A 12,357-nucleotide genomic window follows, 5' to 3' on the forward strand; every position below is an offset into this window, starting at 1 on the left:
TTAAAATTCGTTTATTGCATGGGACGTAAAACATACTTATTTTTTCTTCTACTCTCATTTCTTACAATTCTTTCTTGCTCACGAAAAGAATATGATATTCTTACTTATAAAGAAAGACAATGGTTAGAAGAACACCCAAATGTTTCCATAGCAGTATCTTCCGTTTTTCCTCCCTTTCAATACACCGATGAAGAAGGTAAATCAATTGGAATTTCTGTAGATATTCTTTCATTACTTGAAACAAAACTTGATTATAAATTTAAAAAAGTAATATATCTCACATGGAAAGACATACTCCAGGCAGGAATAAACAAGGATGTTGATATCATTTTAGAGATTCAGGAAACCCCTGACAGAAGGAAACACTTCTTCTTTACCGAGCCCTTCATTTCCATTCCCCATGTTATTTTTATGAGAAATGATGCTCCTGAAAATGTCAAAATTGAAGAATTAGAAAATATAGATGTTGGAGTAGTGGATAATTATGCGATACAAGAACATCTTAAAGTTATGTATCCGGAAATCAATTTGGTTCCTTACAAAAGTGATTTAGAGTGTTTACTTAAATTATCGGCAAAAAAAATAGATGTTGTAATTACACAGCAGGGATATGGCGCTCAGGTGATACACAATCAATTAATACCAAATGTTAAAATTGTTGGCAATGCGAATTACGACAATAAACTTGGCTTTGCCATAAGAAATGATCAGCCAATGTTGGCAAGAATCATTTCAAAAGGATTAGCTGAAATAAGTCCGAAAGAACAAAGCCAAATCTATAATCATTACATTCAGATTAATTCTAGTCCTTTCTGGCAGAAACCAATTTTTTGGGGAAGTTTAGTAGCCACATTACTACTATTTGCATTAGGATTACTATTGATGTGGATTTGGAACAAAGCCCTAAGAAAAAATGTTGCAAAAAAAACAAGCGAACTAAAAAATGCAAAAGAAAAAGCCGAAGAAAGCAACACGCTAAAAAGTTCTTTCTTAGCTAATATGTCTCACGAAATCAGAACACCATTAAATGCCATACAAGGATTTTCAGAGCTTTTAACATCAAAGGATTTAAATCAGGAAAAAACTGATTTATTTGCCAATATTATAAGAACGAATTGTAATGATTTAACGCATTTAATTGATGAGATTCTAGATTTATCCATTATAGAGTCAGGTCAAATCAATTTAAACTATCAAGAATTTAATGTGGTAAAACTTATTGAAGACATCATTGCAGTTCAAACACAAAACATTCCAAAGAAGAAGAAAAAGGATCTTAAAATTAGCTTTGTCAATCAGTTAAATACAGATGCGTTTAATATTACAGCAGATCAATTAAGAGTAAAGCAAATCTTTAACAACTTAATTGAAAACGCAATAAAATTTACCGAAAGTGGAACGATCACCATATTTGTCAATTATAACAGCGATAGCGAATTGTTTTTCTGCGTGGAAGATACAGGTATAGGAATCGAACCATCATCCTTAAACTATATTTTCGATAGATTCCGAAAAATTGAAATTGACACGACTGTTTTATATAGAGGCTCAGGCTTAGGCCTAAATATCTGCAAAAAGTTATTACAAATTATGGATGGACAAATTTGGGTAAAGTCAACATATGGAGAAGGCTCTTCATTTTATTTCACGCTTCCAATTCGTTAAACAAAACAAGGAGGTAAGACTCAAACACAGCACCTATTTTGATCAATTGAGAGCATCACTTAAAGTGATACTCTCAAAGCATCCAGTTTAATTATTTTACGTCAAACTCGCGTTATTTAGAATGTCTTGTTTCCAATAAGGCAACAACTTGCTCTAAACTATATCCTTTTGCTGATAACAATATCAGATAGTGAAACATTAAATCGGCTGCTTCGCCCATGAATAAATCTTCATTATCGTCTTTGGCTTCAATTACCAACTCAACGGCTTCCTCACCTACTTTTTGAGCAATTTTGTTAATCCCTTTTTGGAACAAACTTGCCGTGTAAGATTTCTCTGATAGATTCTTCTTTCTTTCTGTAATCACTTGCTGCAATTGCAAAAGAAAATCGATGGAACTTGCCTCATTGGCTTCTTCCCAACAAGTATCTGTTCCTTTGTGGCAAACAGGTCCTACAGGATCAACCTTTATTAATAATGTATCCTTATCGCAATCCAAACTAAGGTCTTTTAGATTTAGGAAATTCCCACTCTCCTCTCCTTTGGTCCACAATCTTTGTTTGCTTCTACTGTAGAAAGTAACTTTTCCAGTTTCTATGGTCTTTTCGTAGGACTCTTTATTCATGTAACCCAACATCAATACTTTTTGGGTTTTTACATCTTGTATAATGGCAGGAACCAAGCCATCGCCTTTATTAAAATCAATTTGGTTTGTTAGATCTTTAAAATTCATTTTTTATTACATTTTGCAATATGAGAATCAAGGCTTTTTCAGACTATCCTCTCCTATTTAATACATTTAAATTCTTACCGGGATATTTTTAGTTTTCAGATATTTCTTCAGTTCTGGTATTTCAATTTCTTTGAAATGGAAAACACTTGCCGCCAAGGCTGCATCAGCCTTTCCTTCGATAAAAGTATCGGCAAAGTGCTCCATATTACCTGCGCCTCCCGAAGCAATTACCGGAATATTTACCATCTCAGACAGCTTGGCTAATGTTTCATTGGCAAAACCATTTTTCGTACCATCGTGATTCATGGATGTAAAAAGAATTTCACCAGCACCAAGCTGCTCTGCCTTTACAATCCATTCAAACAGATCGATTCCCGTTGAAAGTCGACCTCCATTCAGAAACACTTCCCAATTGCCATCAACACATTTGGCATCAACAGCTAAAACCACACACTGACTTCCAAATCTTTTTGCCAAATCGGATATCAATTGCGGATTTCGCACAGCTGCTGAGTTTATGGATACTTTATCTGCGCCAGCATTTAAAAGAACTCCTACATCCTCAGGTGTTGATATTCCACCTCCAACGGTAAACGGAATATTCAATTCTCTGGCCACTTTTTGTACCAATTCAACCAAAGTCTTTCTTTTTTCGTGGGTGGCTGTAATGTCAAGGAATACCAATTCGTCGGCTCCTTGTTCTGCATAGTAAGCAGCCAACTCAACCGCATCACCGGCATCACGAAGATCAACGAAGTTAACTCCCTTTACCGTTCTGCCATCCTTCACATCCAAACATGGTATTATTCTTTTCGATAGCATAACTTACAATATAAATTCGTTAACCAATTCATTCACATCAATTCGCTCTTCGTAAATCGCCTTACCAATGATTACTCCCCAGCATCCAATCTCATTTAACACCCGAACGTCCTCAATATTACTCACACCTCCACTGGCTATCAAGTTGAGTTCCGGAAATTCTTTCATGACACCTTTGTATAAATCCACCGCCGGGCCTTGTAGCATTCCATCTTTAGAAATATCGGTACATATAATACTCTTTACTCCCTTGGCCTGATATTTTTCAAGGAATTTGTACAGGTGATAGTCCGAATCTTTCTGCCATCCTGAAATGGAAACCATTTCATTTCTAACATCGGCACCCAGAATTATTTTATCTGCTCCATATTTATCGAGCCAGCTTTCCATTAGTTCCGGATTCGATACAGCTATACTTCCTCCTGTAACCTGGTTTGCACCTGATTTAAATGCCAGTTCAATATCTTCATTGGATTTTACTCCTCCACCAAAGTCAATTTTCAAATTGGTACCTTCCGCTACCCTCCTCAAAACTTCGGCATTACAAATGTGTCCTGATTTTGCACCTTCCAAATCCACCAAGTGCAATCTTGTAATTCCTAATGCTTCAAAATTTCTTGCTACTTCCAAAGGATCTTCGCTATACACTTTCTCGGTATTATAGTCGCCCTTGGTTAAGCGAACGCATTTTCCTTTTATGGTATCTATTGCTGGTATTATTTTAATTTTTGCCATTGCTTTTTTCTTTTAAATCGCAAGTATATTGCTTAAGTGTCACGTAAATCCCGAAAGCTTTCGGGACGCAAAGCCATTATATCTATCCTTACGGATTTTAAGTCTTAATCAAACTCGATTTACAAATTGATAAAGTTTTCCAAAATTTTTACTCCAACATCACCCGATTTTTCGGGATGAAACTGACATGCATAAAAATTATCTTTTTGCAAGGCCGCACTAAAGGGTACAATGTAATCACAACTGGCAATTGTTTCCTCTATTAGTGGCACATAGTAAGAATGCACAAAGTAGGTAAATTCACTTGTCTTAATGCCATTCAGTAATCCTCCTTTTAAATCATCCAGCTGATTCCAGCCCATATGTGGTACCTTTTGCTCATTGGTAAAACGCTTTGCGGATACAGGAAAAATGCCTAGAGCCTTGGTGTTCCCTTCCTCAGTACTTTCACACATTAATTGCATTCCCAGGCAAATTCCCAATACTGGCTGCTTTAAGTCAGGAATCAAATCAATCAGATCATTTTCTTTTAGAGAATTCATTGCCCATGAGGCCTCTCCTACTCCGGGAAATATCACTTTATCCGCATTACGAATCACCTCTTTATCTTTAGAAACTATTGGAGTAATTCCCAATCGCTCAAAGGCATATTTTACCGACTGAATATTGCCCGCATCATAATCTATAATTACAATATTTTGCTTCTTCATTCTTTATAACTTTCCTTTTGTTGATGGTAATTGCAAGCAGTTTACATCTCTTCTAATGGCCATACGAATGGCTCGGGCCAAGGCTTTAAAAATGCCTTCTATTTTGTGATGCTCATTTTGTCCCTCTGCCTTAATATTCAAATTACATGCAGCTCCATCGGTAAATGATTTAAAAAAGTGATAAAACATCTCGGTAGGCATACCTCCAATCATTTCGCGTTTGAATTCAGCATCCCAAACCAACCAATTTCTTCCTCCAAAATCCAGGGCAACTTGTGCTAAGCAATCATCCATAGGCAAAGAAAAACCGTAACGATCAAGGCCTAATTTTGAACCTAGTGCTTTATTAAAAGCTTCTCCTAAAGCAATGGCAGTATCTTCAATGGTATGGTGCTCATCAACTTCCAAATCACCTTTTACCTTTACCGATAAATCAACACCTGCGTGCTTGGCAATTTGATCCAACATGTGATCGAAGAAGCCTATTCCTGTATCAAATTCTCCCTTTCCTTCTCCATCCAAATCCAATTTGATTTCGATTTGAGTTTCCTTGGTATTACGTACTATTCTTGCTGTTCTCTCCTCTAAGCTTAGATATTCGTAAATCTTTATCCAACTATCAGTTGCAAGTGCAATACATGCTTGAAGATCATTTTTAGATTCCGTCAATTCTTCATCTCCAATATTTCCACTTGATGTGATAAAAATGGCTTTCGATCCCAGATTTTTAGCCAATTCCACATCCGTCCACCTATCACCAATCACATAAGAGTTGGCCAAATCGTATTCTTCCGAAAAGTATTTGGTCAGAAGAGCTGTTCCCGGCTTACGGGTAGGTGAATTTTCTTCAGGAAAAGTTCTGTCAACGCAGATATCGCTAAATTCAATTCCTTCATTTGAGAAGGTCTTCAACATCTTTTTTTGTGCAGGCCAGAATGTTTCTTCAGGATATGAATCGGTTCCCAAACCATCCTGATTGGTCACCATCACCAACTCATATTCCAATTGATCAACAATTTTAGATAAGCCTTTAAACACAGCCGGATAAAACTCCAGCTTCTCTAAACTATCCACTTGGTAATCTACGGGAGGTTCAAGTATTAAAGTACCATCTCTATCAATAAAAAGAACTTTCTTTTTTGTATTCATAGCTTAAAATTTAGAGTTGTATTCGCTTAATGATTCGCACAATAGCTTATTTTCTTCCTGGGTGCCAATGCTTATTCTTACACAATTTTCCAAGCCAACAATCTTTGAACGATCTCTAATAATTATTCCTTTTTCCAATAAGTAATTGTATAGTTTTTTGGCATCATCCACCTTAATCAAAATAAAATTAGCATCTGATGGATAAATCTTTTCCACACATGATAAACCGGAAAGATACTTGCTTAACAGTTCCCTGCCTTGTAAAATTTCGTTCACCTGATTTAAATACCTCGCCTCATCATCAAGCAATTCCAATGCTTTTGTTTGTGTTAGGCTATTTACATTATATGGCGGCTTAATGCGATTCAACACTCCTACAATTTCTTCTGATGCAAAACCGATTCCCAATCGAATTCCTGCCATGCCCCAGGCTTTCGACAAAGTTTGAAGAATTACAAGGTTTGGATATTCATCTAACTTATCCAGGACTGATTTCCCGGGAGCAAAATCTATGTAAGCCTCATCTACAATTACAATACCTGGAAAAGATTTTAACAGTTGAACAATCCTATCTTCATTATACAAATTTGCGGTAGGATTATTAGGTGAGCACAGAAACAACATCTTGGAGTTCTCATCCGAGAGATCCATTACCAAATCAATATTGGGCTGGAAATCCTTATCTAAAGGAGCTTCCTTAATTTCAATTGCATTAACATTGGCTGCCACCTCGTACATTCCGTAAGTAGGTGTACAAATTACAACATTGTCTTTATTAGGCTCACAAAATGCTCTAAACAATAGATCAATTACCTCATCACTTCCATTTCCAAGAATCATTCTTGTTGGGGGAACTCCCTTTAATTGAGTTAATCTTTTTTTCAATTGATTTTGCAAAGGATCAGGATAACGATTGACTCCATTTTCGTATGGATTTTCATTTGCATCGAGAAATACAGAACCATTGCCCGAAAATTCATCGCGAGCAGAAGAGTATGGAACCAATTGTTTCACATTCGGTCGAATCAAATTATCAAGTGTAAATCTTGTATTCATCCTTTGACCTCCTCTCTCAGTTTTTGTAAACGTACACTTACTGCATTGCAGTGAGCATCCAATTGTTCAGCTTTTGCCATCACCTCAATTACCGGTCCCAGTTCAAGTAAACCTTTTTCACTAATCTTTTGAAATGAAATACTCTTCATAAAAGATTCAAGACATACGCCTGAAAAGGATTTAGCAAATCCATTGGTTGGTAATGTGTGATTTGTTCCTGAAGCGTAATCACCCGCACTCTCCGGAGTATAATTTCCTAAAAACACTGAACCTGCATTCAATATATTGTCTACACATTTTCCTTCATCCTTAACAGATATAATAAGGTGTTCAGGGCCATATTCATTACTCAAGTCCAATGCTTCATCCAATGAAGAAACCAAAATAATTTTAGAATTCTGCAAGGCCTGCTCGGCAATCTCTTTGCGAGAAAGCTTGTTCAACTGCCTATCAACTGCCAATTGAACTTCCTTAACCAAGGATTCTTCCCAGGTCACAAAAATCACTTGGCTATCTGCCCCGTGTTCCGCTTGTGATAACAGGTCGGAAGCTATAAACTCCGGATTCGCACTTTCATCTGCTAAAACCAATACTTCAGAAGGGCCTGCTGGCATGTCAATTGCCACACCCAGTTTGCTTACCCTCTGCTTTGCCGCAGTAACAAATTGATTTCCCGGACCAAAAATTTTATACACATTAGGAATACTTTCTGTTCCAAATGCCATAGCCCCGATAGCCTGAATTCCACCTACACAAAAGACTTTATCTACCCCAACCAATTTACTGGCGTATAGAATCGCCGGATCAATCTTGCCATCCTTACCCGGTGGTGTGCACAAAACAATCTCTTTACAAGCTGCAAGTTTTGCCGGAATCCCCAACATCAAGACAGTAGAAAACAAAGGAGCACTTCCTCCAGGAACATATAATCCCACTCGTTCTATTGGTGTAGCCTTTCTCCAGCACTCAACCCCTTTTGTGGTTTCTATAACTTCAGTTTTTTGAAATTGAGCAGCATGAAATTTTTTAATGTTATTGGCAGCAACCAATAAAGCATCTTTTAATTCAGAGCTTAGCAGTTCCTCAGCTTTATCGATTTCCTTCTGAGTAATCTCAAGCTTATCAATTTTAATTTTATCAAACTGCCAGGTATATTTTTTCAGAGCCTGATCTCCACCAACTTTTATCTCTTTAAAAATTTGGTTTACCACATCCTCCAAATCATCATTATCAATCAAAGGACGTGACAAAATCGCCTTCCAGTCTTTCTTATCGGGATATTTTATTACTTGCATGATTAAATATTCTGTGATTAATAGTTTTACGATTTAAATTATAGTACCATCTTTTCAATTGGGATGATTAGAATACCTTCGGCACCATTTAACTTTAACTGATCAATCACTCCCCAAAAGTCATTTTCATTAATTACAGAGTGCAAAGAACTCCATCCTTCCTTGGCCAATGGCATAATTGTAGGACTTTTCATTCCTGGTAATACTTCGATGATATCATTGATCTTCTCATTTGGAGCATTCAAAAGAATATATTTATTGTTTTTTGCTGCCAAAACCGATTTCAATCGGAATATTAGTCTATCCAGAATTGCTTGCTTTATACCAGAAATATTTTTATTGGCAACCAAACAAGCTTCTGATTTTAGAATGGCTTCTACTTCCCTTAATCCATTCTTAAATAAAGTACTTCCTGAACTTACAAGATCGCAAATACCATCAGCCAAGCCAATATTTGGAGCAATTTCAACCGAACCAGAAATAACGTGTATATCACAATTCAAATTATTCTCATCAAGAAATAGCTGTAGAGAGTTTGGATAGGAAGTAGCTATCCTTTTACCATTAAAATACTCCAGGCCATTGTATTCAATATCCTTTGGCAAAGCCATTGACAACCTACATTTCGAGAAACCAAGCTTCTGTAATATTTCAAGTTCTTTTTGTTTTTCTATTACTACATTTTCACCAATTATAGCAATATCAGCCACTCCATCTTCCACATACTGAGGAATATCTGAATTCCTAAGATACAAAACTTCCAATGGAAAGTTAAAGGCACTTGCCTTTAGTTGATCTTTTCCATTATCAATAGAAATTCCACATTCTTTAAGGATTTTAAGAGAATCTTCTTTAAGTCTTCCTGACTTTTGAACTGCAATTTTTAATTTTTCACCCATGATTTAAAATTTTGAGACCACCTGATCCATCATGGGTAAAAAAAATGCCCACCTGAATCAGGTGGGCATTTTTAATGTTAGTTAAATATCTTTTTCGGAATAGTGCATAACATCGTCAGCTCACCTGCGGGTAAGTAAAATGATGATGACGATGATGTAATGCAATAAACTTCATTTTTGTTCTTTTTGTGTGGAGCAAAGATTAGCATTTATTTTTTTTCAGACAAATCTTTTTTTCAAGAATATTGAAAAGTTAACGATTTAGCAACATAGATTCTATTCTAAAACAACATCACACAAATTTCTCTATTTTCAAACTCACCCCCTATTATTTTATTAGGTTATTCTCTAAAAAAACAAAATAATTCAACACACCCCCTCTTCGGAAACGATATAATTAAATAAAATGCACTTTTCGAGAAAAGAACCCCTTGTTTTTATTTGTTAGTATGAAATTTTTAATACTTTTACAAAAGCAACCCCTAAAAACACCAGGTGTATTTATTAAAAAACCACAATTATTTAATACACCCCCCCTTTTTAATGAAAGTTGCTTAAGAAAAAAACTGAAATTACTAACTATTATTAAAAACCATTATTAACCACATGAAAATCAATTTTCGCAATTCAGATGACAAAGCATACCTGCTTTTCTCAAGACATCAAAAACTGTCAATTTCTTCAATTTTTCGACAATAGTCGAATTTACGCTTGGTCTAAATACGAAACCCGAGGCTCCTTAATCCGGGGAACCTCGGTGTTTCAAATTAGAAGACTCAATGAAATTAAAATCTTATAACAGAAAAATTTATGAAAAAGATCGAAGCGATTATTCGCAAAACTAAATTTGAAGACGTTAAGAAAGGACTACACGAAATAGGCATCGACTACCTGACATTTTGGGATGTAAGAGGTGTAGGAAAATCGGTGGAAAAAAGAGTATACCGAGGCGTTAAATATGATACCAGTAGTATCGAAAGAACTATGATATCATTTATAGTAAGAGACAAATTTGTAGATAGCTGTATTGTTAGCATTCGTGAAAATGCATTTACAGGTGAAATAGGAGATGGAAGAGTTTTCATTTATGAAGTTCTTGATGCTTACAGAATCAGAACAGGAGATTCTGGCGATCGCTCCTTATATGATGAAGAATAGAGCTAGCATTAATTATTCACGAAATTAAATTATTATCATGGAAGAAACTCTAAGTTTAAACACAATACAGTCAACAGTTACAGCAACGAGTCATTCATTAGATGTAGTTTGGGTACTACTTTCTGCTGCTTTAGTAATGTTTATGCAGCCTGGATTTGCAATGGCAGAAGCTGGCTTTACCAGAGCAAAGAACACAGCAAACATCCTAATGAAGAACATGTTGGATTTTGGTGTTGGCTCCATTTCATTTTTCTTAATTGGCTACGCTTTAATGTTTGGTTCTGATATAGGAGGATTCATTGGAAAGCTTCCCTTTCTGGAAGAATCAAGTCCTGAAATTGACTATTCATTTCTAATGTTTCAAACTGTATTTGCAGCCACCGCAGCAACAATTGTATCAGGTGCAGTAGCAGAAAGAACGGAATTTAAAACCTATCTATTTTTTAGTATAATCACCACAGCTATTATCTATCCTATTTCCGGGCACTGGGTATGGGGAGGCGGATGGTTAAGTAATCTTGGCTTCCACGACTTCGCAGGTTCAAGTGTTGTTCATTCTGTTGGTGCATGGATGGGATTGGTAGGCGCTGCCCTTATCGGACCACGTATAGGTAAATACAATGGGAAAGCAAATGCAATACCAGGACATAACTTAACTTTTGCAGCTCTCGGAGTATTTATCCTATGGTTCGGATGGTTTGGATTTAATGCTGGCTCTCAGCTGGCTGCCTCTGGGTCGGATAATACCATTGCCATTTCTCATATCTTTTTAACAACCAACTTATCAGCAGCTGGCGGAACTCTTGCAGCACTTGCAGTAAGCTGGATGAGATATAAACGCCCCACACTTTCCTTAACTTTAAATGGTGCATTGGCGGGACTTGTTGCCATTACTGCCGGATGTGATATTGTTACACCTCAAGCTGCAATCGTAATTGGTATTTTAGCAGGTATAACACTTGTCTTTTCAGTTGAGTTCATTGATAAAGTACTCAGAATTGATGATCCTGTTGGTGCAATTACAGTTCATGGTGTGAATGGAGCACTAGGAACTCTTTTAGTAGGAATTTTTGCTACTGATGGTGGTCTCTTATATGGAGGTGGATTTAAACTTCTTGGAATTCAAGCTTTAGGTGTCATAGCTATTGCAGCCTGGGCTTTAGGAACTGCTTATATCTTATTCAAATTATTAGATAAGACTATAGGTTTAAGGGTGCCGGCAATTGTTGAAGAAGAAGGTCTGGACATATACGAGCACGGCGAAAAAGCATACCATTAATTACCAAACAAATACTCGTTTCTCAATAAAGGTGATGTGAAGTAAGATTCTTCCATCATCTTTTTTTTGTTAGAAATAGTTTGTAATTTCATGTGAGGAAAACAAATTGAATGACAATAATTGACTTTATTTGGCGTTCTTTTGCAAAAGATAAAATTTTAAAAAACACATAGTAATAAATTTAAATTAATGAACATGAAAAAGATTAATGTTTTCTTATTAGCCTGCCTATTCTTTACTCTTAGCATTGGTCAAACAGGATGTTACGGTCCTTTTCGTTTGACTAAAAACCTTCATGAATGGAATGGTACCGTAGGCGATAAATTTACAAATGCATTGGTATTTTTTGCATTTGTAGTAATTCCGGTTTACGAAGTTGCCGTTTTGGTTGACGGTTTAGTTTTAAACACCATTGAGTTTTGGTCTGGCGATAATCCTGTAGCAATGAAGGAAGGTGAAAAAGATGTTCAGATCGTGAAAAAAGATGGAAAAAAATACCGAATTACAGCTACAAAAAACAAATTTCACATCGAACAACTAAAAGGTCCAAACAAAGGAAACTTTGCAGAATTGGTATATGATCCAACAAGTTCAAGCTGGAGCCTAAAGGATGGTGACAAGGAATTACAAAAGTTAGTATGTTTCGACGAAGAAGCTAACTTAATCGAAATCTATAAACCAAACGGTGAGAAAATTCAGGTTAATCCAAACAGCTACGATTTAGCACTAATAAAAGAACAGGTTAATTCCAAGTCCATCAATTGGGCAATGAAATAACAATCCTCCCCGACTCTTGAAAGTCGGGGATTTTTCTTTCTCAAAATTTTGATGCTCCATACTATAAATGTAACTTTAT

The 12,357-nt window shown here is 36.1% G+C and carries 12 protein-coding genes; 4 read left to right on the top strand and 8 right to left on the bottom strand.

From position 1 onward, the window contains the following. Positions 1-18: 18 nt before the first annotated feature. Positions 19-1,665: an ATP-binding protein gene (locus tag NQ163_RS04735; RefSeq protein ID WP_268189129.1), complete on the top strand. Its 1,647-nt coding sequence runs from the start codon at positions 19-21 to the stop codon at positions 1,663-1,665. Positions 1,666-1,777: 112 nt separating this feature from the next. Here NQ163_RS04735 and hisIE read toward each other — a convergent pair whose 3' ends face one another. The 8 genes from hisIE to hisG all read right to left on the bottom strand — a co-directional run bounded on the left by hisIE (position 1,778) and on the right by hisG (position 9,064). Then, positions 1,778-2,398 (bottom strand): bifunctional phosphoribosyl-AMP cyclohydrolase/phosphoribosyl-ATP diphosphatase HisIE, encoded by a 621-nt coding sequence (hisIE, locus tag NQ163_RS04740; protein ID WP_268189130.1) that lies wholly within the window; start codon positions 2,396-2,398, stop codon positions 1,778-1,780. Positions 2,399-2,464: 66 nt separating this feature from the next. After that, the gene (hisF, locus tag NQ163_RS04745) at positions 2,465-3,220 is read right to left on the bottom strand and encodes an imidazole glycerol phosphate synthase subunit HisF (protein ID WP_268189131.1); all 756 of its coding nucleotides are present in this window, start codon (positions 3,218-3,220) and stop codon (positions 2,465-2,467) included. Between the two features lie 3 nt (positions 3,221-3,223). Then, the gene (gene hisA / locus NQ163_RS04750) at positions 3,224-3,955 is read right to left on the bottom strand and encodes a 1-(5-phosphoribosyl)-5-[(5-phosphoribosylamino)methylideneamino]imidazole-4-carboxamide isomerase (protein ID WP_268189132.1); all 732 of its coding nucleotides are present in this window, start codon (positions 3,953-3,955) and stop codon (positions 3,224-3,226) included. Positions 3,956-4,074: 119 nt separating this feature from the next. Continuing rightward, positions 4,075-4,665, bottom strand: coding sequence for an imidazole glycerol phosphate synthase subunit HisH (hisH, locus tag NQ163_RS04755; RefSeq protein WP_268189133.1), 591 nt, complete (start codon positions 4,663-4,665; stop codon positions 4,075-4,077). A 3-nt stretch (positions 4,666-4,668) separates the two neighbouring features. Beyond that, complete coding sequence (hisB, locus tag NQ163_RS04760; RefSeq protein WP_268189134.1) at positions 4,669-5,814, bottom strand: bifunctional histidinol-phosphatase/imidazoleglycerol-phosphate dehydratase HisB; 1,146 nt, start codon at positions 5,812-5,814, stop codon at positions 4,669-4,671. Positions 5,815-5,817: 3 nt separating this feature from the next. Then, entirely contained in the window at positions 5,818-6,870 is a 1,053-nt protein-coding gene (gene hisC / locus NQ163_RS04765; RefSeq protein WP_268189135.1) for a histidinol-phosphate transaminase, read from the bottom strand. Continuing rightward, complete coding sequence (gene hisD / locus NQ163_RS04770) at positions 6,867-8,165, bottom strand: histidinol dehydrogenase (protein WP_268189136.1); 1,299 nt, start codon at positions 8,163-8,165, stop codon at positions 6,867-6,869. Before hisD ends, hisC begins: the two co-directional genes overlap by 4 nt. Positions 8,166-8,203: 38 nt before the next feature. After that, positions 8,204-9,064: an ATP phosphoribosyltransferase gene (gene hisG / locus NQ163_RS04775; protein ID WP_268189137.1), complete on the bottom strand. Its 861-nt coding sequence runs from the start codon at positions 9,062-9,064 to the stop codon at positions 8,204-8,206. 810 nt (positions 9,065-9,874) lie between these two features. Between hisG and NQ163_RS04780 the strand changes: the two genes are divergently transcribed. From NQ163_RS04780 to NQ163_RS04790, 3 genes are all read left to right on the top strand, one after another. Beyond that, entirely contained in the window at positions 9,875-10,222 is a 348-nt protein-coding gene (locus NQ163_RS04780; protein WP_120239390.1) for a P-II family nitrogen regulator, read from the top strand. A 37-nt stretch (positions 10,223-10,259) separates the two neighbouring features. Beyond that, positions 10,260-11,501, top strand: a complete 1,242-nt coding sequence (locus NQ163_RS04785; protein WP_268189138.1) for an ammonium transporter — start codon at positions 10,260-10,262, stop codon at positions 11,499-11,501. Between the two features lie 195 nt (positions 11,502-11,696). Further along, positions 11,697-12,278 carry a DUF3332 domain-containing protein gene (locus NQ163_RS04790; protein WP_268189139.1) on the top strand — a complete coding sequence of 194 codons (582 nt, stop codon included), beginning with the start codon at positions 11,697-11,699 and terminating at the stop codon, positions 12,276-12,278. Positions 12,279-12,357 lie beyond the last annotated feature (79 nt).

This window comes from Marinifilum sp. D737 (genome assembly GCF_026672275.1).
Taxonomy (GTDB): Bacteria; Bacteroidota; Bacteroidia; order Bacteroidales; family Marinifilaceae; genus Marinifilum.

What these genes read in the sequence shown, in the direction of transcription:
- NQ163_RS04735 (WP_268189129.1), top strand. Translation starts at nt 19, where the DNA reads ATGGGACGTAAAACATACTTATTTTTTCTTCTACTCTCATTTCTTACA.
- hisIE (WP_268189130.1), bottom strand. Translation starts at nt 2,398, where the DNA reads ATGAATTTTAAAGATCTAACAAACCAAATTGATTTTAATAAAGGCGAT.
- hisF (WP_268189131.1), bottom strand. Translation starts at nt 3,220, where the DNA reads ATGCTATCGAAAAGAATAATACCATGTTTGGATGTGAAGGATGGCAGA.
- hisA (WP_268189132.1), bottom strand. Translation starts at nt 3,955, where the DNA reads ATGGCAAAAATTAAAATAATACCAGCAATAGATACCATAAAAGGAAAA.
- hisH (WP_268189133.1), bottom strand. Translation starts at nt 4,665, where the DNA reads ATGAAGAAGCAAAATATTGTAATTATAGATTATGATGCGGGCAATATT.
- hisB (WP_268189134.1), bottom strand. Translation starts at nt 5,814, where the DNA reads ATGAATACAAAAAAGAAAGTTCTTTTTATTGATAGAGATGGTACTTTA.
- hisC (WP_268189135.1), bottom strand. Translation starts at nt 6,870, where the DNA reads ATGAATACAAGATTTACACTTGATAATTTGATTCGACCGAATGTGAAA.
- hisD (WP_268189136.1), bottom strand. Translation starts at nt 8,165, where the DNA reads ATGCAAGTAATAAAATATCCCGATAAGAAAGACTGGAAGGCGATTTTG.
- hisG (WP_268189137.1), bottom strand. Translation starts at nt 9,064, where the DNA reads ATGGGTGAAAAATTAAAAATTGCAGTTCAAAAGTCAGGAAGACTTAAA.
- NQ163_RS04780 (WP_120239390.1), top strand. Translation starts at nt 9,875, where the DNA reads ATGAAAAAGATCGAAGCGATTATTCGCAAAACTAAATTTGAAGACGTT.
- NQ163_RS04785 (WP_268189138.1), top strand. Translation starts at nt 10,260, where the DNA reads ATGGAAGAAACTCTAAGTTTAAACACAATACAGTCAACAGTTACAGCA.
- NQ163_RS04790 (WP_268189139.1), top strand. Translation starts at nt 11,697, where the DNA reads ATGAAAAAGATTAATGTTTTCTTATTAGCCTGCCTATTCTTTACTCTT.